We start from the raw sequence: 24,843 nt of genomic DNA, 5'->3' as shown, positions 1-24,843 counted from the left end.
GACAACCCTTATACCAGGGGCTTCTCTACGTCAGGGCCGAACCCAGCAACCCACAGCAAGCTCACGACCTGCGACACCAGGTTGGAATCAGCTCACTACCGCCGGGCTATTGACGTGTAACCGCGAATTTACCTATTCTCCGGATCACGAAATATTCGGGGAAAATATGAAATCTTTCACCTTACCTCCCGAAAGGGGATCTCCATGTTGAGTCGGCGAGGCATGGTGGCTCTTGCGGTGTCCGCACTGCTTCTCGGAGCCTGCAGTACGACCGGAGACGGCAACGGAGCCCAATCTGGCGCGAGCGCCGGCTCGGACAAGGTCACCTTCGAGTTCTGGAACTTCGCGACGGCGGAACCCCTCAAGGGTTTCTGGGCCGATCGCATCAAGGAGTACCAGGCGGCCCACCCGAACGTCACGATCAAGAACGTCGCGATCGAGAACGACTCCTACAAGCCCAAGCTCGCCACGCTCACCCAGTCGGGCAAGGCGCCCGACCTCTACTCCACCTGGGGCGGCGGCGTCCTGAAGCAGCACATCGAGGCGGGCCTGGTGAAGGACCTGTCCGCGGAGGCCGGCGACGTCATCGGCGGCTTCACCCCGGCGTCACTGTCCGCCTACCAGTTCGACGGCAAGACCTACGGGCTGCCCGTCGACATCGGCATGGTCGGCTTCTGGTACAACAAGGCGCTGTTCAAGAAGGCCGGCATCACCACCCCGCCCGCCACCTGGACCGAGTTCCTGGACGCGGTCAAGAAGCTGAAGGACTCCGGCACCGCCCCGATCGCGCTCGCGGGCAAGGCCAAGTGGCCGGGCCACTACTACTGGGCCTACCTGGCCATGCGGATAGCCGGACTGGACGCGCTCAAGCAGGCCGGCACCACCAACGACTTCACCGGCCCCGACTTCGTCACCGCCGGGCAGCGGCTCAAGGAACTCGTCGACCTCCAGCCGTTCCAGAAGGGCTTCCTGGGCGCCGACTACTCCACTCCCGACGGCCAGGCCGCCAGCGTGAGCAACGGCAAGGCCGCGATGGAGCTGATGGGCCAGTGGGCCCCGTCCGTGCAGAACGACTCGGGCAAGGGCCTCGGCGACGACCTCGGCTTCTTCACCTTCCCCGCGGTGGAGGGCGGCAAGGGATCGGCGGGCGACGCCTTCGGCGGCGGCGGCGGTATGGCCGTGGGCGTGAACGCCCCGCCCGCCGCGCTGGACTTCCTGAAGTTCTCGCTCACGGCGGAGAACCACAGCAAGGCCGTGAAGGCCGGCGGAGTCCTGCCCGTGCTCAAGGAGGGCGAGGAGGCGGCCGTCACCGACCCCCACATCAAGACGGTCTCCGAGACGCTGGCGGCGGCGAGCGGCTTCCAGCTCTACCTCGACCAGGAGTACCCGCCGGCCGTCGGCCAGGAGGTCAACGACGCCGTGGCAGAGCTGATCGGAGGCACCAAGACGCCTGAGGAGGTTGTCAAGGTCATCACCGAGACGGCCAAGGCGGAGTCGGAGTAACCGCCCGGATGAAGACGATGACAGGGCCGGACGCACGTCCGGCCCCTCACGCGGAAAAACCCGCCGCCCGGCGGGGGGCCGACGGCCCCCGCCGGGGGCGCGGCTGGCTCACCGCGATCCTGTTCGTGCTGCCCGCCCTCGTCCTGTTCGTCCTGCTGGTGCTGACGCCGATCCTGGTGGCCGGCTACACCAGCCTCTACAAGTGGAACGGCATCGGCCCGCCGAGCAACTTCATCGGCCTGGACAACTTCACCCGGCTGTTCCAGAGCGACATCTTCATCGGCGACCTGCGCAACGGCGCCTTCCTGATCGTGCTGGGCCTGGGAGTGCAGCTACCGCTCTCGCTGGGCCTGGCGGTGATGCTGAACCAGAGGATTCGCGGGCGCGCCTTCTACCGGCTGCTGTTCTTCGCGCCGTACATGCTCTCCGAGGCGATCACCGGCGTGCTGTTCTCGCTGATCCTGTCGCCTGAGGCGGGCCTGGCCAACCAGCTGCTCACCTCCTGGGGGCTGGAGCCGTGGTCCTGGCTGTCCGAACCGGACACCGTGATGTTCTCGCTCTTCCTGGTGATCACCTGGAAGTACTTCGGATTCCACATGATCATCTATCTGGCCGGGCTGCAGGGCATCCCCAAGGAGCTGGGCGAGGCGGCCAGGATCGACGGCGCGGGCGGCTGGCAGGTGTTCCGCCACGTCACCCTGCCGCTGCTCGGCCCCACCGTCCGGGTCAGCGTGTTCCTGTCCGTCATCGGCACGATCCAGCTCTTCGACCTGGTCTGGATCCTCACCGAAGGCGGCCCCTCGCACGCCTCGGAGACCATGGCCGTCACCATGTTCGAGTACGGCTTCAAACGCACCCAGATCGGCTACTCCAGCGCGATCAGCGTCGTCATGTTCCTGATCAGCCTCGTCTTCGCCCTCGGCTACCAGCGGTTCGTCCTGCGCCGAGACCTGGAAGGGGCGAGCACCACCATGGGAGACCGCCGATGATCGCCCGGCTCAGGACGTACCCGACGCACGTGATCATCTGGGTCGCGGCCGTCTTCGTCGTCGTCCCCTTCCTGTACGGTCTGCTCGGCGGCTTCAAGTCCTCCAGCCAGCTCTCCGGCAACCCACTGGGCCTGCCCTCCCCGTGGGTCACCGAGAACTACACCGACGTGATCGGTTCCGGCGTGTTCTGGCGCCAGCTCCTCAACAGCCTGTTCATCGCGGTCACGACCACCGTGCTGGTGGTCGGCCTGTCGGCGATGGCCGCCTTCGCCTTCGCCAGGTTCGCCTTCCGAGGCAGGGAGTTCCTGTTCACGCTGTTCGCCATCGGGCTGATGTTCCCCTTCGCGGTGGCGATCCTGCCGCTGTTCGTCCTGCTGCGCACGTTCGGCCTGCTGGACAACCCTCTCGGGGTGATCCTGCCGCAGGCCGCGTTCGGACTTCCGCTGACCGTCATCATCCTGCGGACGTTCTTCCGATCCATCCCCAAGGAGGTCGAGGAGGCCGCCATCATCGACGGCTGCAGTCCTTTCGGCTTCTTCTGGAGAGTGCTGCTGCCGATAGCCAGGCCCGCCCTCGCCACCGTCTCGGTGCTGGCGATCGTGGCTAGCTGGAACAACTTCTTCCTGCCGCTGGTGGTCCTCAACGATCCGAACCTGTGGACCCTCCCGCTCGGTGTCCAGGAGTTCCGAGGACAATACATGTCCGACATCGCGAGGATCCTCGCCTACGTCATGGTCTCCATGGTTCCGGCGCTCGCCTTCTACGCCGTCGCCGAGCGTCAGTTGATCAGCGGCCTCACCGCGGGCGCCACCAAGGGCTGACCCGAATCCCATCGTGTAGAGAGTGAGACACCATGACCCTGAGTGTCGCCGGATCCCGTCTCGTCGATTCGGCCGGCACCCCGGTACGGCTGCGTGGAGTGGGCCTCGGGGGCTGGTTGAACATGGAGAACTTCATCACCGGCTACCCGGCCAACGAGTCCGCGATGCGCGAGGCCGTGCGGGAGGTGCTGGGGGAGGAGCGGGCCGAGTTGTTCTTCGACCGCCTGCTCACCTCGTTCTTCGGCGTGGACGACGCCGCGCTGCTGGCCGGCCTCGGCGTCAACTGCGTCCGCATCCCGATCAACTACCGTCACCTGGAGTCCGACGACCGCCCCTTCGAGATCGTCGAGCACGGCTTCCGCCATCTGGACAGGGTGATCGGCCTGCTCGCCGAGCACGGCATCCGCAGCGTCATCGACCTGCACGCCCTGCCCGGGGCGCAGAACCAGCACTGGCACTCCGACAACCCCACTCACATCGCCGCGTTCTGGCAGCACCGGCACTTCCAGGACCGTGCCGTCCACCTGTGGGAGGTCGTGGCCGACCGCTACCGGGACAACCCCTGGGTGGCCGGATACAACCCGATCAACGAGCCGGGCGACTCCAGCGGGCGGGTCGTCGGGCCCTTCTACGACCGCCTGGTCAAGGCCGTCCGCGCCGTCGACCCCAAGCACGTGCTGTTCCTGGACGGCAACACCTACTCCACCGACTTCTCGATCTTCCGCGAGGTGTACGAGAACACGGTCTTCGTCTGCCACGACTACGCCCTGGCCGGTTTCGCGCACGGAGGCCCCTACCCGGGCCACACCCGTGGCGAGTGGGTGGACCGGGACCAGCTGGAGCGCTCTTTCGAGCGGCGGACGATCTTCCAGCGGGAGACCGGCACGCCCATCTGGGTGGGCGAGTTCGGCCCCGTCTACACCGGCACCCCGGAGATCGACCGGCAGCGCTACCAGATCCTGCGCGACCAGCTGGAGATCTTCGATTCCTACGAGGCCGGCTGGTCGCTGTGGACCTACAAGGACGTCGGGCTGCAGGGCCTGGTCAGCGCGGGTGAGCCGTACATGAGCCGCTTCGGTGCCTTCATCGCGAAGAAGGGACGGCTGGGCGCCGACCGGTGGGGCTCGACGATGGAGGAGTCGGCGAGCGAGCTCGCCCCCCTGCATCGGCTGATGGAGACCGAGTTCCCCACCTGGAATCCCTACCCGTGGGGCGCCCGCTACCAGATCGACGACCTGATCCGGCACATCCTCATCGCCCAGGCGCTGCTGCCCGAGTACGCCGACCTGCTGCGCGGCTGCTCCGACGAGGAACTCACCGCCCTGGCCGACTCCTTCGCGCTGGAGCGGTGCGTCCGGCGGCAGCCGCTGCTGGACCTGCTCGCCGAGAACCTGCGCGGTGAAGCCCCTGGCGACGACGCCTGACTACCCCGCGGGGGTGCGATACCCCCGCGTGGTGGGGGGTCGGTCAGGCGGGTGTCCGGCCGGTGCCGTTGAGCGCGTCGTTCAGTGCTGCCACCTGGTGTCGCATGAAGGCGCGTGAGACGGCGGCCTTGCTCTGGATCACGTCGAAGCTGTGGTAGGCGCCGGGCACCACGTGCAGCGTGCAGGGGACGCCGGCCTGCCGCAGCCGTTCGGCGTAGGCGACGTTCTCGTCGTGGAACAGATCGTTGGTGCCGACGCCGATCCAGGCGGGCGGAAGTCCCGCGAGGTCCTCGTAGCGGGCCGGCGCGGCCAGCGGAGGCACGTCGCCGGTGGCCGCGGGGCCGAGGTAGGCGTGCCAGCCGAAGCGGTTGTTCTCCTGGCTCCAGATGCGGAGCCCGCGCCGGTCGACGTCGGTCCGTGCCGTGGTCCGGTCGTCGATCATCGGGTAGGACAGCATCTGCAACACCGGCTTCACCTCGGCGCGCTCCCTGGCGAGCAGCGCCAGCGCGGCGGCGAGCCCGCCGCCGGCGCTCTCGCCGGCGATCGCGATGCGCGCCGGGTCGACGTCGGGTTGTCCGGCCAGCCAGCGCAGCGCCGTGTGGCAGTCGTGCAGCGGTGTCGGGAACGGGTGCTCCGGCGCCCGCCGGTATTCCACCGACGCCGCGACGACCTCCAGCCGCTCGGCGACGTGGCGGCACATGGAGTCTCCCATCGCGGCGGTGCCCGAGACGTATCCGCCGCCGTGGATCCACAGCAGAGCCGGTGCGGGGTTCCTGGCCGACGCCGGCCGGAAGACGCGCACGGAGACGTCGGCGTCGACGCGCACGATCGTCCCCTTCGAGGGGGGCCTGCTCCCGCTGAGTCCTTCCAGCCTGCGGACCAGGCCGAGGGTACGCGGACTGACCACCGAGCGCGGCAGGAACCGCGCCATGCGCAGGTCGGGATTGAAGAGGGGCCCTGACATCGCTGACATCGCTGTCGCCTCCTTCTCTGGCGGGTCGTACCTGGACGGCGCCCGCCGACCGAGTTCGGCCACCCGGTGCCGGGAATGCCGCCCACGATAAAGTGGAATGTCTGGCGAATTAGGTAGATATCTGCCTGCCTGCCGGGCGGATGGAGACGAGCGCCTTACCCCGGCCGCCGGGGGAGGGCTCCTACTCCTCCTCGGTGAACACGATCTCGCGGCGCCTGCGGATCGCCGGCAGGACGGTGACGACGAGCGCCGCCGCGGCCAGGGCGAGGAGCGTCGCGGAGATCGGCCGGGTGAGGAAGACCGACGCGTCGCCGCGGGAGATGATGAGCGCCCGCCGCAGGTTCTCCTCGAGCAGTGGGCCGAGGACGAAGCCGAGCAGCAGTGGCGCGGGCTCGCAGCCACACTTGATCAGAAGGTAGCCCAGGATCCCGAAGAACACGATCGCGTAGACGTCGTAGGCGTTGAACGCCAGGGAGTACGTGCCGATCGCGGCGAACAGGATGATCATCGGGAAGAGCACCTGGTACGGGATGCGCAGCATGCGCACCCAGAGGCCGATCAGCGGCAGGTTCAGCAGCACGAGCAGCACGTTGCCGATCCACATCGACGCGATCAGGCCCCAGAACAGCGCCGGCTCGTCGGTGATGACGTTCGGGCCGGGGGTGATGCCGTGGACGATGAACGCGCCGACCATCAGCGCCATCACCGGGTGGGCGGGCAGGCCCAGGGTGAGCAGCGGGATGAACGACGTCTGCGCCGCGGCGTTGTTCGCCGACTCGGGGCCGGCGACGCCCTCGATCGCGCCGTGCCCGAACTCCTGCCCCCGCCTTGAGATCCGCTTCTCGACGGCGTACGAGGTGAACGAGGCCAACACGTGGCCACCGCCGGGCAGGACGCCGAGCGCGGAGCCGAGAGCGGTGCCGCGCAGGATCGGGCCGACGATCCGGCGCCGGTCCTCGCGGGTCGGCCAGAGGTTCCTCACCCTGTCGGCGATCGCCGCGGTAGTCCGTTCGTTCTCCAGGTTGCGCAGGATCTCGGCGACCCCGAACACCCCGACGGCGACCGATACGAAGTCGATGCCGCCGTACAGCTCGCGCCGGTCGAACACGAACCGGGGCGTGCCGGTGTAGATGTCCTGGCCGATCGTGCCGAACAGGACACCGAGCCCGATCATCGCCAGTGCCTTGAGCGCCGCGCCGCGCGCCAGCGCGATCGACACGATCAGGCCGAGCAGCACCAGCGAGAAGTACTCCGCGGGGCCGAACGTCAACGCGACGCGGGCGAGCGGCGGGGCCGCGACAGCGAGTACGACGGTGGCGACCGTGCCCGCGAAGAAGGATCCGATCGCGGCGGTGGCCAGCGCCGCGCCGGCCCGGCCCTGCCGGGCCATCTCGTGCCCGTCCAGCGCGGTGACCGCCGCCGACGACTCGCCGGGCAGGTTGATCAGGATGGCGGTCGTCGAGCCGCCGTACTGCGCGCCGTAGTAGATGCCCGCCAGCATGATCAACGCCGTCACCGGCTCGAAGCCGAACGTGATCGGCAGCAGCATCGCCACCGTCGCCGTCGGCCCGATGCCGGGCAGCACGCCGACCGCCGTCCCGAGCAGCACCCCGACGAAGCAGTAGAGGACGTTCTGCAGGAGCAGGGCGGTGGAGAGGCCCAGCGCGAGGTTGTCGAGAAGTTCCATGCCTCAATCCGGATGCCGCGTCAGAACCCCAGCCACGGGCCCCACAGCGGGATCCGCAGCTGAAGTCCGACGACGAAGATGAGTGTGGCGGCCGCGGTGAGCCCGGCGGCCACGGCGACGGCGGTGAGCGGCCGTACGCGTGAGTCGGCCAGCGCGGTGAGCAGGGCGGTCGCCGCCGACGCCGGTACGAATCCAAGGCCCCGGGCGGTGAGGCCGAAGAACACGAGCGCGAGCGTGATGACGGCGGCCGCACGCCAGGGGATCGGCCCGAACGAGATCATCTCGCCGGCGACGAGCCCTTTGACGACGATCGCCAGGCCCAGGACCGTCACGATCGCGCCGGCCAGCAGCGGGAAGGCGCCGGGACCCATCCGCAGCGGGGTGCCCAACTCGTGGCCGAGCGATCCCGCCACGAACGCGCCACCGATCAGCACGAAGACTCCCCCGGCGAGGATGTCGGGGAGGGATCTGCGGCGCTCCACCTCAGGAGGCCTTGACGCCGGCGTCGGCGATGACCTTGGCCCAGGTGCCGAGTTGCTCTTCGAGCTTGGCCCGTAACGCCTGCGGGGTCGCGTCCTCGGCCGGGACCGGCACGGTGCCGAGCTTGGCCATCTGCTCGACGACCCCCTGGTCGGCCAGTGCCGTCTTCAGCGCCTCGGACAGTTTCTGAACGGCGTCCTGCGGGGTGCCGGCCGGGACGTAGAGGCCGTGCCACACGCTGACCTGGAGTGCGGGCAGCCCGGCCTCGGCCGTGGTGGGCAGCTCCGGCAGGCTCTTCACCCGCTCCGGCGTGGTGACCGCGTACGCCTTCACCTCACCGGCGGAGATCTGGCCGCTGGTGTTGGTCGTCTGGTCGCACATGAAGTCGACCTGGCCGCCGACGAGGTCGGTCAGCGCGGGGCCGGTGCCCTGGTAGGGAACCTCCTGGAGCTTGACGCCCGCGGCGGTCTGGAAGAGCAGGCCGCACAGGTGGGAGGCGGCGCCGATGCCCGCGTTGGCCAGCGTGACCTCGCCGGCGTTCGCCTTCACATGGGTGACGAGGTCCTGGAGCGTCGCGGGCGCGAAGTCCTTGCGGGCGACGACCGTCATCGGCACCTCGGTGACGAGCCCGACCATCTCGAAGTCCTCGAGCGGCCGGTAGCCCAGGTTCTGGTAGAGGGCGGGCGCCGTCGACATGCCGATGTGGTGCATGAGCACCGTGTAGCCGTCGGGGGCGGCCCGCGCGACCTCGCCGGCGCCGACCGTGCCGCCCGCGCCCTCGACGTTCTGGACGACGATCTTGGCGCCGAGCTTGGCGGCCATCGGTTCGGCGATCATGCGGGTGACGGTGTCGGTCGGGCCGCCCGCGCTGAACGGTACGACGAACGTGATGTTCTGGTCCGGGTAGCCACCGGCGGCGGTGCCTCCGCCGGTGGCGCCCCCGTTACCCGAGCAGGCGGCGACAAGTGAGACGACGCCGATCGTGGCGATCAGCCGTGCGATGGCCCGATGTCTGCCGGTCGTTCTCATGTCGAGGCCTCCTCGTTGGCGCACGCGCATCTGCCGGTATGCGCGCGGCCTCAGTCTCGACCGACGAGGGCGCGAATAGTGTCAGAGAAATCCAAAGAATGCGATGGATGTCAGAGAAGTCCAAAAAAGTGAAGGGCTGACCAAAAGTCGATTCACGCCGTAAAATCCGCCGGTATGCGGATCACCATCATCGAGGATGACGACCGCGTGGCGCGGGGTCTGGTCACCGTCCTGGCCCAGGCGGGCTTCGAGGTCCACCGCATCGCCACCGCCGCGGAGGCCGTACGCGCGGCCCCTTCCGATGTGGTTCTCGTCGACCTGGGCCTGCCCGACGGCGACGGGCTCGACGTGATCCGCAGGCTGCGCGACCGCCCGGAGACCGCGGTCATCGCCGTGACGGCACGATCGGAGGAGCACGAACGGGTCCGCGGCCTGCGCGCCGGCGCCGACGACTACATCGTGAAGCCGTTCGGCATACCGGAGCTGTTGGCCAGGATCGACGCCGTCCTGCGGCGCACCCGGGTGGCCCGTGCGCTGAGCCACCCCGACGAGCCGCTCGTCCTCGGCCCGATGCGGATCGCCGTCGGCACCCGCGAGGTCACCGTCGGCGGCACGCCCGTGACGCTGACCCGCAAGGAGTTCGGGCTGCTCCTGCTGCTGGCCCGGCGGGCTCCGAACGTGGTCAGCCGCGACGTCATCCTCGACCAGATCTGGGGTGCGACCTGGGAGTCCTCCAGCCGCACCCTGGACACCCACATCGCGGCGCTGCGGCACAAGATCGGGCCGGCCGTGCTCATCCGCACGATCCACGGGGTCGGCTATCGGCTCCTGGCCGACCAGCCGGAGCTGATCGGCTGACGCGCCGTGCACCGTCGCCTGCTCGTCGTCCTTGTCCCCCTCGCGGTGCTGCTCGTCGCGGCGCTCGGGGTGCCGCTCGGCGTCACCGTGGCCGAGCGGGAGATGCAGGAGACCTACGTCGATCGGCTCAACGACGTCGGCCGGTTCGCCTCGCTCGCCGACACCGCGCTGACGACCGGGCGGACCGAGGCGCTCCAACAGGAGCTGGCGCGCTACCACGAGCTGTACGGCATCCCGGCCGCGGTGATCGACACCTCGGGTACGGTGCTGCTCGGACCGGCCGCCGCGTACCGGCGGGCGGCGCGGGCCGAGCGGGCGCTGCCCAGGATCGTGACCGCGGCGCTGGCCGGGGCGAGGTCCGAGCCCTCCGGGGAGTGGGCGCCGTGGGACGGCTCCGCGCTCGTGGTCGCGGAGCCGGTGGGCAGGGACAGCGAGGTCGTCGGAGCCGTCGTGACGATCTCCGGCCTGTCGAAGACGCGCCATCGCATCCTCGTGCGATGGGCCTGGCTCGCGGGGCTCGGGCTGCTTCCGCTGGTCGCGCTGGTGGCCGTCGCCTGGCCGGTGTCGGCGTGGGTGCTGCGCCCGGTGCGGGAACTGGACGCGGCGAGTTCGCGGATCTCACGGGGCGACCTCACCATCCGGGCGGACGCCGAGGCCGGTCCGGTCGAGCTGCGGCGGCTGGCGGAGTCGTTCAACACCATGATGGACGCGGTCGAGAACGCCGTGCAGCGGCAGCGGGCGTTCGTGTCCGACGCCTCACACCAGCTGCGCAATCCGCTCACCAGCCTCCGGCTCGCCGTGGAGAGCCTGGAGCCGCACCTGCGCGAGGCCGGCGGCGGGCGGCAGGTCTACGACGTCGCCGTCGACGAGCTGAAGGCGATGCAGCGGATGCTGAACTCGCTGCAGGCCAGCGCGCGGATGGAGAGCATACGCACCGCGTCGCCGGTGGATCTCGACGCGGTGCTGGCGACCCGGGTAGACCGGTGGCAGGCGCTGACGGCGACGGCGGGGCAGAGGCTGGCGGTCGACGTGCCGTCGGGGCTACGGCTGCTGGAGCCGACGGGCGGGCTGGGCAGCATCCTGGACGAGCTGATCAGCAACGCGTTGCGGTTGTCGGGCGCGCGGGTGGTGGAGGTGCGGGCCGGATTCGTCCCCGGAGGTACGGGCGCCGGAGACGTGGTCACGATCACCGTCCGTGACGACGGCGAGGGGATCGACGCCTCCGAACGGGTCCAGGCGCTGGGCAGGTTCTGGCGGTCACCGCGGCACCAGAACGTGCCGGGGACCGGCCTGGGGCTGGCGATCTGCGCCGACCTGGTCGGGGCGGCCGGGGGCGAGCTGCGGCTGGAGGACGGGTTGCCGCGTCCGGACGGGTCCGGGTACGGATTCGCCGCGGTGGTCGCGCTGCCGGCCGTCTCGGGGCAGGAGCCGCCGCCTGAGGACCAGGCTCCTTCGCGCGTCTGAGGCTCCGGTTCCCTTGTGCGTCCGGGGTCGCGCGTCTGAGGCTCCGGTTCCGTCGTGCGTCCGAGGTCGTGCGCTTGAGGCTCCGGTTCCGTCGCGGGCCCGCCGCCGTCCGGGGTCAGCGCTTGCGGTCGCGGAACCAGGCGGCGGCTCCCGGATGGAGCGGGATCGACGCGGTGGAGATCCCGGTACGCACGTTGATCTGCCACGCCTCCGGAACGGCCTCGGCGTCGTCGCGGCTGGCGGAGATGATCGTGCCGGTGTGCGTGAAGATCGTGTCGGTGATGGCCTGGACCAGGCCGTCGGGCAGGTCGTCGCGTACGAGGAGCACGTTCGGCACGGCGACGGTGCGGGTGGCCGGGACGCCGGTGTAGGCGGTCGCGGGGATCGTGGCCGGAGCGTAGGGGCCAGGGAACGCGGAGAAGAGCGCGTCGGCCTGCGCGTCCAGGGGGATCAGCCGGATCGGGTGGCGTCGCGCCAGCTCCGTGACGGCGGGTGTCGGGACGCCGGTCAGGGAGAACATCGCGTCGATCTCGCCGTCGCGCAGCGCCGCCGCCGACTCGGCCTGGCTGAGGTAGCGGCCGTCGGTCCTCATCCGGCCGAGCTCCAGAACCCGCAGCGACGTGAACTCGGTGCCCGATTCGTGAGCGCCGAGGGACACACGCCTGCCGTGGAGATCCCGGAACTCTCCGATCTCGGAACCGGCCATGACCACGAGATGCAGGTGGCTGTCGTAGAGCCGGCATATCGCCGAGAGCCCCGCGGGCGCGCTGCCGTCGGTCGTGATCAGCGCGTCCAGGCTCGTCAGCCCGAGGTGCACCTCGCCGGCCCGCAGCATCCGGATGTTGTCGGCCGACGCCCGGCTCGGCACGGTGACCAGGGTGACGCCCGGCACCCGCTCGGAGACATGTTCGGCGAGCGCGCCGCCGATGCGCCGGTACACCGCCCCGGCCGGTCCGGTGGCGAGGCGCAGGTGGACCGTGTCGGCCTCCGGCTGCCGGGAGCAGCCGGCGAGCAGCCCTCCGGCGGCCAGGAGCACCGCCCTCCGGCTGAACCGCGGCTCCGGATTCGGCGCCATGAGGAGATGATACGGACGGCGGCCCTGATTTGTGGATCTTTCGCTCCGGTCAACCGGAGAGGGAGGTTCTCACCGGGCCGAGGGATTCGGGCGGCCCCGGGAGGTCACGGTCCGCGGATCTCTTCCCTTGGCCAGCGGCTGGCCTTTCGCTCTTGTTATCGCCAACAATTGGAGTCGCCCGCCTTTGCGGTGATCCACGAGTTTGGCGATCTCGCGCCGGAGGCCGGCGCGGGTCGCGCATGAGTCGCACATGAGTCGCAGTATGAGTCGCACATGAGGAGACCTTCGTGCTGTCCGCGCACCTCACCCTCGACCCCGCGTTCAGGGTGGCCCCCGTCCACCGGCGCACCTTCGGGACGTTCGTCGAACACCTCGGCCGATGCGTCTACACCGGCATCTACGAACCCGGCCACCCCACCGCCGACGAGGAGGGCTTCCGGGGGGACGTGCTGGAGCTCACCCGCGAGCTGGGCGCGACCACGGCCCGCTACCCCGGCGGGAACTTCGTGTCCGGATACCGCTGGGAGGACGGTGTCGGCCCCAGGAGCGAACGGCCCCGGCGGCTCGACCTGGCCTGGCACAGCACGGAGACCAACGAGTTCGGCCTGGACGAGTTCGTCGCCTGGACGCGCAAGGCCGAGCTGGAGCCGATGATGGCCGTCAACCTCGGCACCCGGGGAGTCGCCGAGGCGCTGGACCTGCTGGAGTACTGCAACATCGAGTCCGGGACCCACCTGTCGGACCTGCGCGTCGCCCACGGCGCCAAAAGGCCGCACGACATCCGGATGTGGTGCCTGGGCAACGAGATGGACGGCCCGTGGCAGATCGGCCACATGGGCGCCCGCGAGTACGGGCGGCTGGCCGCCGGGACCGCCCGCGCCATGCGCATGATCGATCCGGCCCTGGAACTCGTCGCCTGCGGGAGCTCGGGTTCGGGCATGCCCACCTTCGGCGCGTGGGAGTCCACCGTGCTGGAGGAGACCTACGACCTGGTGGACTTCATCTCCTGCCACGCCTACTACGAGGAGCACGACGGCGACCTGGCGAGCTTCCTCGCCTCGGCGGCCGACATGGACCACTTCATCGACGCGGTGGTGGCGACGGCCGACAGCGTGGGCGCCCGGCTCAGAAGCAAGAAGAAGATCAACATCTCGTTCGACGAGTGGAACGTCTGGTACCTGTCCCGCTTCCAGAACGCAGAACCGCCGCGCGACTGGCCGGTCGCCCCGCCGCTGCTCGAGGACCACTACCACCTGGCCGACGCGGTGACCTTCGGCGGGTTGCTGATCTCGCTGCTGCGCCACAGCGACAGGGTGACGTCCGCCTGCCTGGCCCAGCTGGTCAACGTGATCGCCCCCATCATGACCGAACCGGGCGGCAGGGCCTGGAGGCAGACCACCTTCCACCCCTTCGCCCAGGCATCCCGGTACGCGGCGGGTCAGGTGCTGCGGGTCGAGCCCGCCTCTCCCACCCACGAGACCGCGAGGTTCGGAGAGGTCGCCGCCCTCGACGCCGTCGCCACCCACGACGAGGAGAGCGGCGCCACCACGCTGTTCGCCGTCAACCGCTCGACCGACCGGCCGCTCACCCTCACCGCCGACCTGCGAGCCCTCGGCCCGGTGCGGCTGGCCGGGGCCACGGTGCTGTCCGGTCCCGACCCCTACGCCCGCAACACCGCCGACGCCCCGGACACGGTGGCCCCCCGTACGAACACCGAGGCCCGCCTGGACGCCGGGACCCTGGAGATCACGCTGCCCGCCGTCTCGTGGAACGTGATCCGTCTCCTTCGCGCCTGAACCGTCCGTCCCCTTGCCGTCCGCTCACCGACGGCAAGGGGACGGCAAGGGGACGGCAAGGGGACGGACGGCAAGGTGCGGCTACTTGCTGAACCCTGCCGTCAGGCCGCTGAGCAGCTGGCGGCGGCCGACCACGTACAGGATCAGGATGGGCAGCGTGGTCAGCACGACCGAGGCGAGCACGGCCGGCACGTTCACGCTGTACTGCCCCTGGAAGGTCCACAGCGCGAGCGGAAGCGTGCGCTTGTCGGGGCTCTGGGTGAGGATGAGCGGCAGCAGGAACCCGTTCCAGACCGTCAGCGCGTTGTAGATCGTCACCGTCACGACGGCCGGCATGGTGAGCGGGAGGGCGAGTCGCCAGAGCGTCGCCATCTCGCTCGCGCCGTCCAGCCGCATCGACTCGAACAGCTCCTTGGGCACGTCACGGATGAAGTTCGACAGGACCAGCACCGAGAGCGGGATCGCGAAGGCGATCGACGGCAGGATCAGCGCCGTCAGCGAGTCGTAGAGCTGCAGCCGGATGATGATCAGGTAGATCGGGATGATGGTCGCCTGCAACGGGATGGCCAGGCCCATGAGGAAGAGCGAGTTCACCCTGCGCAGGAAGCCGAAGATGGTGCTGCCCCGGACGATCGCGTACGCCGCCATGAACGCGACCGCGACCGCGGGGACGACCGCGCCGATGGTCACGATGAGGCTGTTGACGAAGTACAGCGGGAAGTCGGACTCGACGACCATCCGGTAGTTGTCGAGGGTCGGCTCGGTGGGCGGCGCCAGCGGGTTGCTGGCGTAGTAGCTGCTCTGGGCCTTGAAACTGGTGATGACGATCCAGTAGATCGGCACGATCACGACCGCGAGCCACAGCCAGCCCGCGATCCCGCCCAGCCAGTTGGGGCGCTCACCGAGTGCCCGTGACTGCTTCCCGTTGCGTGCCGGCGGCCGGCGCCGGTGTCCCGCCCCGAGCGTCTCGGTCCGCTTGAGCCCCGTGGGGGTCGTCAAGCTCATGGTTCTAGGCCCCTTCCATCTGGCTGGCGTTGGCGTCGCGGCCGCCGAGCCTGCGCAGGAACAACGCCAGGGCGAGGCCCACGAGGACGAGGATGACGGCGATGGCACTGGCCGGCCCCATCAGGTTGGCCTGGAACCCGCGCTTGTACATGTCCAGGGCGAGCACCCGGGTGGCGTCGCCGGGACCGCCCGCGGTCAGCACGAAGATCAGGTCGAAGAAGGTCAGGGATCCGACGACCATGAGGGTGGAGGACGTGATGATCGTGTACTTGAGCTGCGGCAGCGTGATGCTGAAGAACTTGCGGGTGCGGCCCGCGCCGTCTATCTCGGCGGCCTCGTACATGGAGCGCGGGATCTGCCGCACGCCGCCCTGGTAGAGCAGCGAGTGGAAGGGGATGAACTGCCACGACACCACGAAGATCACAACACTGAAGGCGAGGACGGGGTCGCCGAGCCAGTCCTGTACGAGCAGGTCGATGCCCAGCCCGGCGCCGAGCCCGAAGTTCGGGTCGAGCAGCGCCTTGTAGGCGATCGCGATGGCGGCCGAGCTCAGCAGCAGTGGGATGAAGTACAGCACGGCCAGCAGTGCGCGGTAGCGCTGCCGCCCGGCCAGGAACACCCCGAGCAGGATGCTGGCCGGCGTCTGGACCGCCCAGGAGGCGACCATCACCAGCAACGTCACCCACAGGGCGTGCGGGAGACCGGGGTCGCTGAGCACGGCCCGCCAGCTCGTGAGCCCGGACATTTGGATGTCGCCGACCTGGTCCCAGGTGCTGAAGCTGAGGAACAGGACCCCGAGCAGCGGGATCACCCCGAAGGCGGTGAAGATCAGCAGGGCCGGTACGGCCAGCCACGGAAGGACGGCGCTGTGGTTCCTTCGCGTGGCGGCCGACGGCCTCCCTCTTCTGGCGGGGGAGGTTAGCGTGCTCAACTGCCGATGACCGCGTTCAGGTTGGAGGCGAACTCCTCAGGCGTGATCGACAGCTGGAACAGCTTGGCGATGTTGTCCAGGAGCACCTCGGCCGCGGTGGGGCTGAGCGCCTGGTCCCAGGACTGGGCGAAAGCCTTGGCGTTGCTGGCGATGCCGTAGACGAACTTCAGGAACTCCTCGTCCTTGGAACCGGCGAACGCGCTGTCGGCGCCGTTGACGATCGGCACCGCGCCCGTGCCCGCCCACTCCTTGACGTCCTCGTCGTTCAGCACGGCGGTGGCGAAGAACTTCTTGGCGATCTCCTTCTGCTCGGGAGTCGCCTTGGAGGAGATCGACAGGTACTGGCCGGGGTTGCCGACGGTGTTGCCGGGGTCGCCCTTGCCGCCCTCGACCGGCGGGAAGTTCATGTAGCCGAGGTGGCCGCCGGAGACGAAGTCGCCGCCGTCGGCGGACATGCTGCCGTACGTCCAGCCGCCGTGCAGCATCATCGCGGCCTTGCCGGTGTACAGCAGGGCCTGGTCGGCGTTGGAGTCGGCCGTGATGGAGGAGAAGCCCTTGATGAACCCGTTCGCCTTGATGAGCTCCTGCATCTTGGTCAGGGCTTCGATGGCGGCGGGGTGGGACCAGGCGTCCTTCTCGCCGTCGAACACGGCCTGGAACACCTCGGGGCCGCCGATGCGGTCGAAGAGGAACTCCAGCCACATCATGTTCGTCCAGCGCGACTGGCCGCCGAGGGAGAACGGGGCGATGCCCGCGGCGTTGAACTTGGGGACGAGGGCCATGATGTCGCCCCACGACTTCGGCGGCTCCACGCCGACCTGCTCGAACACCTTCTTGTTGTAGAACAGGATGATGGGCTGCATCGTCTCGGCCGGCATCGCGTAGATCTTGCCGTCGATCGTGGCCGCGCCGAAGGAGGAGGCGAACAGCCGGTCCTTCACGGCCTTGTTCTCCTCGAACCACGAGGTGAGGTCCTCAACCTGGTTGGCCTGCACGTACGTGCGCAGGGTCCCTCCGCCCCAGCCCCAGATGATGGTGGGGGCCTGGCCGGCTCCGATCGCCGTCTTGATCTTCGTCTTGTAGGCGTCGTTCTGCATGGCCGTGAAGTCGATCGAACCGTTGGGGTTGGCCTTGTTGAACCGCTCCACGGCCCTGGTGCGCACGCCCTCCTGCGGCTGGTTCGACAGGAACCAGTAGGTGGCCTTGCTGGCGGCGTTCCCGCCGCTGCCGCCGGTCCCGGTTCCTCCCGCCGGGGTGGGGCCGGAAGTGCCGCAGGCCGCCAGTGTGGCTCCCAGAGGCAGGCCCATGGAAAGGGCGAGGAAGGTGCGGCGAGATGGTGTCGTTGACTCCACGCTGATCTCCGTATGTCGAATGCCGAGGCTGGGCGAGGCTCCGTGTGAAAAATCGGTGGCGGCCGTAGGTCGTGGATCAGCACCCCCGCTGTCAGGCATCCGCTCTTGCGCCCGACATGTCGAAACATTTCCGAAACAGACCGCGTGGCACGTCAATTTAGATTTCAGATAGTTGCGTGTCAAGAGGTCATCGCATGTCGGGACGAGCTTGGTATGTGCGGTATGTAAGGTACTCTCATCTGGACTTTTCCTGGTCGTATCGTTTGCGGCAGGATTCGGGTAGAGCTTTCGTGGCACACCGAAAAGTTTCGAATGGGTTGCGGTGCGGGTTTTTCTTGAGGAGAGCAGATGACGGCGCTAGATGGGACCCCCACGACGGGCCGGAGCCTCCGTCCGTGGCAGGACCCGGCACTTCCCGTGGCCGACCGGGTCGACGCCCTTCTTGCGGAGATGACCCTGGAGGAGAAGGTCGGCCAGCTCGGCAGCCGGTGGCCGGGCAACGTCATGGGGGCTGAGCAGGGCGGGGAGCCCCAGGAGAGTCAGGAGAGTCAGGAGGGCACGGCGAACGTCGCCCCGATGCAGGACGTCTTCGCGGCTTCGGGAAGCGTGCCCTTCGAGGAGACGATCCGCCACGGGCTCGGTCATCTGACGCGGGTGTTCGGCAGTGCTCCGGTGACCGCGGCGGAGGGCGCCGCGGAGGTGGTGCGTCTGCAGTCCGAGGTGGTGAAGCACTCCCGGCTCGGCATCCCGGCGCTCGTCCACGAGGAGTGTCTGACCGGTTTCACTACTTATGGCGCGACCGTTTACCCCGCCGCCATCGCCTGGGGGGCGACGTTCGACCCGGACCTGGTGGAGCGGATGGCCACCGCCATCGGACGGGACATGCGCGCCGTGGGCGTTCACCAGGGCCTGTCACCGGTGTTGGACGTGGTGCGCGACTACCGCTGGGGCCGGGTCGAGGAGACGATGGGCGAGGATCCGTACCTCGTCTCGATGCTCGGCGCGGCCTACGTGCGCGGCCTGGAGAACGCCGGGATCATCGCCACCCTCAAGCACTTCGCCGGCTACTCCGCCTCCCGGGCGGCCCGCAACCACGGCCCGGTGTCGATGGGGCGGCGTGAGCTGATGGACATCGTCCTGCCGCCTTTCGAGACCGCTCTCGTCGAGGGGGGCGCTCGTTCGGTGATGAACTCCTACTCCGACGTGGACGGTGTCCCCGCGGCGGCCGACTCGTGGCTGCTGAACGACCTGCTGCGCGACGAGTGGGGCTTCAGCGGGACGGTGGTCTCGGACTACTGGGCGATCCCGTTCCTCGCGACGATGCACCAGGTCGCCGCGGACACCGACGAGGCCGGGGTGCAGGCGCTGAGCGCGGGCATCGACGTCGAACTTCCCGACACGCTCGGCTTCGGCAGGCACCTCGTCGAACGGGTGCGGCGGGGCGAGCTGCCGGAGTCCCTGATCGACCGGGCCGCCCGGCGCCTGCTCACCCAGAAGGTGACGCTCGGACTGCTGGATCCGGACTGGACCCCGGAGAGGTCGGTCGCCCAGGCGGCGGACGTGGACCTCGACTCGCCGGACAACCGGGCACTCGCCAGGGAGCTGGCCGAACGGTCGATCGTGCTGCTCGACGCGGGCACCGCGCTGCCGCTGCTCGGCGAGGGACGTCCTGAGCCGCGCCGGGTGGCCGTGGTCGGCCCCTGTGCCGACGACCCGCGCACCTTCATGGGCTGCTACGCCTTCCCCAACCACGTGCTGCCCCGCCACCCGGAACTCGGGCTCGGCGTGGACGCGCCCAGCCTGCTCGACGCGCTGCGGGCCGAGTTGCCCGGTGCCGAGCTGATCCACGAGCAGGGCTGCGAGGTGCGGGGCGATGACCGCTCCGGCTTCGCCGCCGCGACCCGGGCGGCCCGCGAGGCCGACGTGTGCGTGGCCGTCGTCGGCGACCTGGCGGGGATGTTCGGGCTCGGTACGTCGGGCGAGGGCTGCGACGCCGAGGACCTGCGGCTGCCCGGTGCGCAGGAGGACCTGCTGGCCGAGCTCGCCGCCACCGGCACGCCGGTCGTGGTGGTCGTCGTCTCGGGCCGCCCGTACGCGCTGGGCGAGGTGTCGAAGACGGCCGCCGCGCTCGTCCAGGCGTTCATGCCCGGCGAGGAGGGCGGAGCGGCCATCGCCGGAGTCCTGTCCGGCCGGGTGCAGCCCAGCGGGAAGCTGCCGGTGCAGATCCCGCACGGCCCCGGCGGGCAGCCCGGCACCTACCTGCAGCCGCCGCTGGGCGCCAACAGCCAGGGCATCAGCAACCTCGACCCGACCCCGCTGTTCCCGTTCGGGCACGGCGCCTCGTACACCACCTTCGCGATCGACTCCCTGAGGATCGGCGACGCCGAGGTGCCCACCGACGGGGAGTTCACCGTGTCGGTGCGGGTGCGCAACACCGGGAGCCGGGCGGGCGAGGAGGTCGTGCAGCTCTTCCTGCACGACGTGATCGCCCAGGTCACCCGGCCGGTGCTGCAGCTCACCGGATTCACCAGGGTCAGGCTGGAACCCGGCGCGAGCGCGACGGCGACCTTCACCGTGTCCGCCGACAGGACCGCGTTCACCGGGCGCGACCTGCGGCGCGTCGTGGAGCCGGGGGATCTTGAGGTGTTCGTGGGCGCGTCGGCGTCCGACCTGCCCTGCCGGGGCCGCGTGACCTTGACCGGTCCGCCGCGTCACGTCGGCGTGGACCGGCGACTGGTCACCCGAGTGGATGTGGAGGCGGCTCCGGGCGCTTCCGCCGCACAGCAAGGGAGAACAGATGCCGGCAAGTCCTAGGAGGGCCACGCTGGCCACGGTCGCGGCCTCGGCGGGGGTGTCGGTCGCGACCGTGTCCAAGGTGCTCAACGGCCGAGGTGACGTCTCCCCGGTGACCCGCTCCCTCGTGGAGTCGTTGCTGGAGGAGCACGACTACGTCTCGCTGTCGCAGCGCCGCCGGGGCGACGCGGCCGTGCCGGCCACGCTCGAGGTGGAGCTCAACGCCGACCTCAACCCGTACTCGACCGAGATCGTCCAGGGCGCGGTGCGTGCCGAGGCCGACGCGGCGATCGTGGTGAGCATCCGCACGAACGCCGACCGCGCCGGGACCTGGGCGCGCGGCCTCGCCGCGGCCGGGCGGCGGGCCGTGATCGCCATCACCAGCGAGCTGACCGCCGAGCAGCTCGGCGCCCTGTCCCGGGCCCGGTTGCCGCTGGTCGTGATCGACCCGCTGAACATGCCGCAGACCAGGGGGGTCGTCAGCGTCGGCTCGACGAACTTCGCCGGGGGACTGGTCGCGACACAGCACCTACTCGCGCTCGGGCACCGGCGTATCGCCTACCTCGGTGGCCCGGCCACCGCCGCCTGCAACCAGGCCCGTCTCCACGGCTACCGCGCGGCGATGGAGGCCGCGGGCGCCCCGGTCCCCCCGAGTCACGTACGGGAGGGGCCCTTCCACTACCAGGAGGGGGTGAGGGGCGGCGCGGCCCTGTTCGACCTGCCCGAGGTCCCCACCGCCGTCTTCACCGGCTGCGACGAGATCGCGCTCGGCGTGCTGGAGGCGGCCAGGGCGCGAGGGGTGCGCGTGCCCGAGGACCTCAGCGTTGTCGGCTTCGACGACACCCAGGTCGCCAAGATGGCCTCGCCCCCGCTGACGACCGTGCGCCAGCCGCTGCGGGAGATGGGCGGGGTCGCCGTACGCACGGCCCTGCGCCTGGCGGCGGGGGAACGGGTCGACTCCCACCACGTCGAACTCGCCACCGAACTGGTGGTGCGCGGCTCCACCACCGCACCCGGCAGGGACTGAGCGCCTCAGCTCTTCGAAGGGCTGGGGACGATCGACTTCTCGACGTGGAGGAGCATCTCCAGGTGCTCCCGCACGACGCGATCGGTGAGGGTGGCGAGCTTCTTCACCGCGGGGGCGGAGCCGTTGTCGATCTCCCTCTTCACGAGGGCGATCCCCTCGCGGTGGTTGGCGATCTCCATGCTGATCCAGGCCCTGTCGAACTCCGTCCCGCTCAGCGCCGTCACCTCCTTGAGACGCCGGCGCTGCACCTCGCTGGGCTCGCCGGGGAGCTTGACGCCCAGCCGGTCGGCCACCTGCCGTATGGTCCTGTCGAGTTTCGTGTGGTCGGTGACCAGCTTCGCCCCCAGCACGCGCACGGCATCTCCGGCCTCCCGGTCGTTCCGGTCATCGGTCTTCCCGGTGACGGCGAGGCCCGCCTCGATCTCGAACAGGCTGCCCTGGTGCGCCTGGACGAGGAATTCCCGGTCCTGCCGGTTGGGCGGCGGGGGAGCGGAGGCGGCGTCGGCCGTGCCGCCCGTCGCCGCCATGGCGATGGCGAGCGTGATGATCGCCTTTCGAGTCATCGGGTCCTCCGTCGATCAATTCACGGTCAGAACTGGCACCTTTCCTTCTCTCATATACGGATATATGGGTTTATATGACGCTATAAGCGGTAAATCTTATGGAAAGTACGCATATGGTGCTGTTGGTAGAACGAGTCGCGCCCGGGTGACCTGGCGACGGATGTCCGGTCCGGCGCCCATAAAACGCGCAGAACCCCACCCGGGTGACACGGGCCGTGGCTAAATGTGATGAGATTTATCCTGTTCGCGTGATCCGTCCGCTCGAGACTCGTTCGAGGGGGACACCACGACCGTCATGACCTGCCGGACAGCGGCCGGACAGTGGGAGGTGGGCGTCATCGGTATCGTCTCGCCCGGGTTCTTCGGCCGCCGTCGCGCCGGCAACCCGGACCTGCCGCCGGGGCAGTACCTCACGGAGGACTTCCCCGTCCTGTCGGCCGGACCCACGCCCCTGGTCTCCACCGACGAATGGAGCCTCGGTGTCACCACCGAGACCGGCGAGGTCGTCCGCTGGAACTGGGCGGAGCTCAACGCACTGCCCGTGGAGCGGTTCACCGTCGACCTGCACTGCGTCACCAAGTGGTCCAAACTCGGCACCACCTGGGAGGGCGTGTCACTCGACACCCTCCTCGACGGCGTGGAGACCTCCGCGGAATACGCGCTGGCGACCTCCTACGGCGGCTACACCACCAACCTCCCGCTGGAGGACCTCCTCGACGGCCGGGCCTGGATCGCCGTCCGCTACGAGGGCGAGCCCATCACCCCCGAGCACGGCGGGCCCGCCCGGCTCCTCGTGCCGCACCTCTACCTCTGGAAGAGCGCCAAGTGGGTGCGCGGCATCCGGCTCCTCGACGAGGACCAGCCGGGATTCTGGGAGGGCGTCGGCTATCACAACTACGGAGACCCATGGCGCGAGCAACGGTACTGGGGCGACTGACCTGGAGGGTCGCCACGGTCACCGCCGTGCGCGACGAGACCTCCGGAGCACGCACGATCACCCTGGACGTTCCCGGCTGGCCCGGCCACCTCGCCGGCCAGCACGTCGACATACGGCTCACCGCCCCCGACGGCTACTCCACCCAGCGCTCCTACTCCATCGCCTCCGCCGCGGACGGGGAACGCGTGGAGCTCACCGTCGAGCCGCTGCCCGACGGTGAGGTCTCCCCCTACCTCGCCCAGGTCCTCTCGCCCGGTGACCCGCTGGAGATACGCGGCCCGATCGGCGGCTGGTTCGTCTGGCGTCCCGAGGCGTCCGAGCCGGTGCAACTGGTCGCGGGCGGCTCGGGGGTCGTCCCGCTCATGGCGATGATCCGCGCCCGCGCCTCGGCCGGGGTCGGCACACCGTTCCGGCTGCTGTACTCCACGCGCGGGCCCGGCTCCGCGCTCTACCGCGCCGAGCTGGAGCGCCACAGCGCCGACGGCTCCGGCCTGGACGTCACCTACGCCTACACGCGCGAGGTGCCCGACGGCTGGGCACGCCCGCCCGCGCGGGTCGACGCCGCCCTGCTCGCCGAGGCCGTCTGGCCCGTCGAACGGAAACCGGCCGTCTTCGTGTGCGGTCCCACCGGATTCGTCGAGACCGTCGCGGGCCTGCTCGTCTCGGCCGGGCACGACCCCCGCCTGATCCGCACGGAACGCTTCGGCCCCAGTGGAGGACAACCATGAGCCAGGACCACCTCGACGGGAACGCGGCGGGCGGAGCACTGCGCGACGTGTTCGCCGTCGACCTGACCGCCGCCACCGGCCGGTGCTCCGGCTGCGCGCGAAGCCTCACGCTGGCCGAGGCCCTCCTCTACACCCACGCCCCGGGTCTGGTGGCCCGCTGCCCCGGGTGCGAGGAGGTCGTCTTCCGGCTCGTGAGGGCACCGGGGCGGGCATGGCTGGACATGCGCGGCATGACGTGCGTCCAGTTCGAGCTGCCCGCCGACTCCTGACACTCCTGCGAGACGTCAGAGCCTGACGCCCCGGGGGCGGTACGGCTCGGCGAGGAAGGCGAGTTCCTTCTCGGTGAGGGACAGGTCCACCGCGGCGACCGCGTCGTCCACATGCCCGGCCTTGGTCGCGCCCACGATCGGGGCCGAGATGCCCGGCTGGTGCAGCAGCCAGGACAGCGCCACCCGCGCGGGAGCGACCTCGCGCTCCCCTGCCAGCTGGGCGACCCTGTCGAGGATCAGACGGTCGTTGTCGGCGTCGTCGTAGAGGGCCTCGATCCGGGGGTCGCTGCCCGCCCGGGTGGTGACCTCCTCGGATCCGGCGCGGGCCAGCAGACCTCGGGCCAGCGGGCTCCACGGGATCAGGCCGATGCCCTGGTCGAGACAGAGCGGGTTCATCTCCCGCTCCTCCTCCCGGTAAAGGAGATTTTGATGATTTTGCATCGACACGAATTTTGTCCAGCCGTGGATCTCGGCGGTGTGCTGTGCCTTCGCGAACTGCCAGGCGTACATGCTGGAGGCGCCGACGTAGCGGGCCTTGCCCGCGCGGACCACGTCGTGCAGGGCCTCCATGGTCTCCTCGATCGGCGTGTCGGGGTCCCAGCGGTGGATCTGGTACAGGTCCACGTAGTCGGTGCCCAGGCGGCGCAGTGAGGCGTCGATCGAGGAGAGGATGTGCTTGCGCGACAGGCCGCCGTCGTTGACGCCGTCGCTCATCGGCAGGCACACCTTGGTGGCGAGCACGTAGTCGTCCCTGCGAGGGAAGACCCTGGCGAGCAGGCGGCCGGTGACCTCCTCGCTGGCGCCGAACGAGTAGACGTCGGCGGTGTCGAAGAACGTCACTCCCGCCTCGGCGGCCCGGCGCACGATCGGCTCGGCCGCGGCCTCGTCGAGAACCCACTCACCCCATTTGGCGGGGTCGCCGTAGCTCATCATGCCGAGGCAGATCCTCGACACCTTCAAACCGGTGGACCCCAGGCGCACGTATTCCATGTCAAACCTCCCGATCTTCAAGAGCCTGAGCCCACCCTACGACCGCAGCCTCCGAGCGGTTCGGCCCACCCGCCGCCGTTCCCCGCGGATGGGCGCGCGGACCCGAGGCGGTGGTTCTCCCGCCCAGCGCTCTCCTGGACTCGTACTCC

22 protein-coding genes are annotated in these 24,843 nt (G+C 69.7%); 12 read left to right on the top strand and 10 right to left on the bottom strand.

What is annotated here, in order from left to right; all coding sequences use genetic code 11:
- Nucleotides 1-237 precede the first annotated feature (237 nt).
- The 4 genes from AB0B96_RS08100 to AB0B96_RS08085 are packed head-to-tail and all read left to right on the top strand — an operon-like array spanning nt 238 to nt 4,737.
- Entirely contained in the window at nt 238-1,503 is a 1,266-nt protein-coding gene (locus AB0B96_RS08100; RefSeq protein ID WP_362897156.1) for an extracellular solute-binding protein, read from the top strand.
- 17 nt (nt 1,504-1,520) lie between these two features.
- Nucleotides 1,521-2,492: a sugar ABC transporter permease gene (locus tag AB0B96_RS08095; RefSeq protein WP_362897155.1), complete on the top strand. Its 972-nt coding sequence runs from the start codon at nt 1,521-1,523 to the stop codon at nt 2,490-2,492.
- Nucleotides 2,489-3,313 carry a carbohydrate ABC transporter permease gene (locus tag AB0B96_RS08090; RefSeq protein ID WP_350943928.1) on the top strand — a complete coding sequence of 275 codons (825 nt, stop codon included), beginning with the start codon at nt 2,489-2,491 and terminating at the stop codon, nt 3,311-3,313. The genes AB0B96_RS08095 and AB0B96_RS08090 overlap by 4 nt, the downstream gene beginning before the upstream one ends.
- A 32-nt stretch (nt 3,314-3,345) precedes the next feature.
- Complete coding sequence (locus AB0B96_RS08085) at nt 3,346-4,737, top strand: cellulase family glycosylhydrolase (RefSeq protein ID WP_362897154.1); 1,392 nt, start codon at nt 3,346-3,348, stop codon at nt 4,735-4,737.
- A 43-nt stretch (nt 4,738-4,780) separates the two neighbouring features.
- Here AB0B96_RS08085 and AB0B96_RS08080 read toward each other — a convergent pair whose 3' ends face one another.
- The 4 genes from AB0B96_RS08080 to AB0B96_RS08065 form a co-directional block, all read right to left on the bottom strand.
- On the bottom strand, nt 4,781-5,710 hold the full coding sequence (locus tag AB0B96_RS08080) for an alpha/beta hydrolase (protein WP_362897153.1): 930 nt from the start codon (nt 5,708-5,710) through the stop codon (nt 4,781-4,783).
- Between the two features lie 181 nt (nt 5,711-5,891).
- On the bottom strand, nt 5,892-7,397 hold the full coding sequence (locus AB0B96_RS08075) for a tripartite tricarboxylate transporter permease (protein WP_362897152.1): 1,506 nt from the start codon (nt 7,395-7,397) through the stop codon (nt 5,892-5,894).
- 20 nt (nt 7,398-7,417) lie between these two features.
- Nucleotides 7,418-7,879: a tripartite tricarboxylate transporter TctB family protein gene (locus tag AB0B96_RS08070; protein WP_362897151.1), complete on the bottom strand. Its 462-nt coding sequence runs from the start codon at nt 7,877-7,879 to the stop codon at nt 7,418-7,420.
- Between the two features lies 1 nt (nt 7,880).
- On the bottom strand, nt 7,881-8,906 hold the full coding sequence (locus tag AB0B96_RS08065) for a tripartite tricarboxylate transporter substrate-binding protein (RefSeq protein ID WP_362897150.1): 1,026 nt from the start codon (nt 8,904-8,906) through the stop codon (nt 7,881-7,883).
- Nucleotides 8,907-9,080: 174 nt separating this feature from the next.
- On the opposite strand from AB0B96_RS08065, the gene AB0B96_RS08060 reads away from it, so the two are divergent.
- Nucleotides 9,081-9,764 carry a response regulator transcription factor gene (locus AB0B96_RS08060; RefSeq protein ID WP_362897149.1) on the top strand — a complete coding sequence of 228 codons (684 nt, stop codon included), beginning with the start codon at nt 9,081-9,083 and terminating at the stop codon, nt 9,762-9,764.
- A gap of 6 nt (nt 9,765-9,770) precedes the next feature.
- Nucleotides 9,771-11,228: a HAMP domain-containing sensor histidine kinase gene (locus AB0B96_RS08055; RefSeq protein WP_362897148.1), complete on the top strand. Its 1,458-nt coding sequence runs from the start codon at nt 9,771-9,773 to the stop codon at nt 11,226-11,228.
- Nucleotides 11,229-11,343: 115 nt separating this feature from the next.
- On the opposite strand, the gene AB0B96_RS08050 is transcribed toward AB0B96_RS08055, so the two are convergent.
- On the bottom strand, nt 11,344-12,303 hold the full coding sequence (locus AB0B96_RS08050) for a TAXI family TRAP transporter solute-binding subunit (protein WP_362897147.1): 960 nt from the start codon (nt 12,301-12,303) through the stop codon (nt 11,344-11,346).
- A 287-nt stretch (nt 12,304-12,590) separates the two neighbouring features.
- On the opposite strand from AB0B96_RS08050, the gene AB0B96_RS08045 reads away from it, so the two are divergent.
- Nucleotides 12,591-14,099, top strand: a complete 1,509-nt coding sequence (locus AB0B96_RS08045; RefSeq protein WP_362897146.1) for an alpha-N-arabinofuranosidase — start codon at nt 12,591-12,593, stop codon at nt 14,097-14,099.
- A gap of 81 nt (nt 14,100-14,180) precedes the next feature.
- On the opposite strand, the gene AB0B96_RS08040 is transcribed toward AB0B96_RS08045, so the two are convergent.
- The 3 genes from AB0B96_RS08040 to AB0B96_RS08030 form a co-directional block, all read right to left on the bottom strand.
- Nucleotides 14,181-14,984 (bottom strand): carbohydrate ABC transporter permease, encoded by an 804-nt coding sequence (locus tag AB0B96_RS08040; RefSeq protein WP_362897164.1) that lies wholly within the window; start codon nt 14,982-14,984, stop codon nt 14,181-14,183.
- A gap of 124 nt (nt 14,985-15,108) precedes the next feature.
- The gene (locus tag AB0B96_RS08035; protein WP_362897145.1) at nt 15,109-16,035 is read right to left on the bottom strand and encodes a sugar ABC transporter permease; all 927 of its coding nucleotides are present in this window, start codon (nt 16,033-16,035) and stop codon (nt 15,109-15,111) included.
- Complete coding sequence (locus AB0B96_RS08030; protein WP_362897144.1) at nt 16,032-17,387, bottom strand: extracellular solute-binding protein; 1,356 nt, start codon at nt 17,385-17,387, stop codon at nt 16,032-16,034. Before AB0B96_RS08030 ends, AB0B96_RS08035 begins: the two co-directional genes overlap by 4 nt.
- A 348-nt stretch (nt 17,388-17,735) precedes the next feature.
- Between AB0B96_RS08030 and AB0B96_RS08025 the strand changes: the two genes are divergently transcribed.
- Both AB0B96_RS08025 and AB0B96_RS08020 read left to right on the top strand, forming a co-directional pair.
- Nucleotides 17,736-20,201, top strand: coding sequence for a glycoside hydrolase family 3 N-terminal domain-containing protein (locus AB0B96_RS08025; protein WP_362897143.1), 2,466 nt, complete (start codon nt 17,736-17,738; stop codon nt 20,199-20,201).
- Nucleotides 20,185-21,207 (top strand): substrate-binding domain-containing protein, encoded by a 1,023-nt coding sequence (locus tag AB0B96_RS08020; protein WP_362897142.1) that lies wholly within the window; start codon nt 20,185-20,187, stop codon nt 21,205-21,207. Before AB0B96_RS08025 ends, AB0B96_RS08020 begins: the two co-directional genes overlap by 17 nt.
- A 5-nt stretch (nt 21,208-21,212) precedes the next feature.
- Here AB0B96_RS08020 and AB0B96_RS08015 read toward each other — a convergent pair whose 3' ends face one another.
- A complete protein-coding gene (locus AB0B96_RS08015) occupies nt 21,213-21,770 on the bottom strand; it encodes a DUF4142 domain-containing protein (RefSeq protein ID WP_362897141.1) in 558 nt (185 codons plus the stop codon).
- 337 nt (nt 21,771-22,107) lie between these two features.
- On the opposite strand from AB0B96_RS08015, the gene AB0B96_RS08010 reads away from it, so the two are divergent.
- Genes AB0B96_RS08010 through AB0B96_RS08000 form a run of 3 tightly spaced genes read left to right on the top strand, consistent with a single transcriptional unit; the run spans nt 22,108 to nt 23,704 of the window.
- A complete protein-coding gene (locus AB0B96_RS08010; protein ID WP_362897163.1) occupies nt 22,108-22,707 on the top strand; it encodes a sulfite oxidase-like oxidoreductase in 600 nt (199 codons plus the stop codon).
- Nucleotides 22,677-23,435, top strand: coding sequence for a ferredoxin reductase (locus AB0B96_RS08005; protein WP_362897139.1), 759 nt, complete (start codon nt 22,677-22,679; stop codon nt 23,433-23,435). The genes AB0B96_RS08010 and AB0B96_RS08005 overlap by 31 nt, the downstream gene beginning before the upstream one ends.
- On the top strand, nt 23,432-23,704 hold the full coding sequence (locus AB0B96_RS08000; RefSeq protein ID WP_350943902.1) for a DUF6510 family protein: 273 nt from the start codon (nt 23,432-23,434) through the stop codon (nt 23,702-23,704). The genes AB0B96_RS08005 and AB0B96_RS08000 overlap by 4 nt, the downstream gene beginning before the upstream one ends.
- Before the next feature lie 15 nt (nt 23,705-23,719).
- Here the strand turns inward: AB0B96_RS08000 and AB0B96_RS07995 are convergent, their stop codons facing one another.
- On the bottom strand, nt 23,720-24,694 hold the full coding sequence (locus AB0B96_RS07995) for an aldo/keto reductase (RefSeq protein ID WP_362897138.1): 975 nt from the start codon (nt 24,692-24,694) through the stop codon (nt 23,720-23,722).
- Between the last annotated feature and the right edge of the window lie 149 nt (nt 24,695-24,843).

This window comes from Streptosporangium sp. NPDC049046 (genome assembly GCF_040649155.1).
Lineage (GTDB): Bacteria > Actinomycetota > Actinomycetes > Streptosporangiales > Streptosporangiaceae > Streptosporangium.
This window is presented reverse-complemented; position numbering and strand designations above follow the sequence as displayed.

Bases quoted from the DNA above. Each gene is read 5' to 3' on its own strand.
- AB0B96_RS08095 (WP_362897155.1), top strand. From the start codon at position 1,521: ATGACAGGGCCGGACGCACGTCCGGCCCCTCACGCGGAAAAACCCGCC.
- AB0B96_RS08090 (WP_350943928.1), top strand. From the start codon at position 2,489: ATGATCGCCCGGCTCAGGACGTACCCGACGCACGTGATCATCTGGGTC.
- AB0B96_RS08085 (WP_362897154.1), top strand. From the start codon at position 3,346: ATGACCCTGAGTGTCGCCGGATCCCGTCTCGTCGATTCGGCCGGCACC.
- AB0B96_RS08080 (WP_362897153.1), bottom strand. From the start codon at position 5,710: ATGTCAGCGATGTCAGGGCCCCTCTTCAATCCCGACCTGCGCATGGCG.
- AB0B96_RS08075 (WP_362897152.1), bottom strand. From the start codon at position 7,397: ATGGAACTTCTCGACAACCTCGCGCTGGGCCTCTCCACCGCCCTGCTC.
- AB0B96_RS08065 (WP_362897150.1), bottom strand. From the start codon at position 8,906: ATGAGAACGACCGGCAGACATCGGGCCATCGCACGGCTGATCGCCACG.
- AB0B96_RS08060 (WP_362897149.1), top strand. From the start codon at position 9,081: ATGCGGATCACCATCATCGAGGATGACGACCGCGTGGCGCGGGGTCTG.
- AB0B96_RS08050 (WP_362897147.1), bottom strand. From the start codon at position 12,303: ATGGCGCCGAATCCGGAGCCGCGGTTCAGCCGGAGGGCGGTGCTCCTG.
- AB0B96_RS08025 (WP_362897143.1), top strand. From the start codon at position 17,736: ATGACGGCGCTAGATGGGACCCCCACGACGGGCCGGAGCCTCCGTCCG.
- AB0B96_RS08020 (WP_362897142.1), top strand. From the start codon at position 20,185: ATGCCGGCAAGTCCTAGGAGGGCCACGCTGGCCACGGTCGCGGCCTCG.
- AB0B96_RS08015 (WP_362897141.1), bottom strand. From the start codon at position 21,770: ATGACTCGAAAGGCGATCATCACGCTCGCCATCGCCATGGCGGCGACG.
- AB0B96_RS08005 (WP_362897139.1), top strand. From the start codon at position 22,677: ATGGCGCGAGCAACGGTACTGGGGCGACTGACCTGGAGGGTCGCCACG.
- AB0B96_RS08000 (WP_350943902.1), top strand. From the start codon at position 23,432: ATGAGCCAGGACCACCTCGACGGGAACGCGGCGGGCGGAGCACTGCGC.
- AB0B96_RS07995 (WP_362897138.1), bottom strand. From the start codon at position 24,694: ATGGAATACGTGCGCCTGGGGTCCACCGGTTTGAAGGTGTCGAGGATC.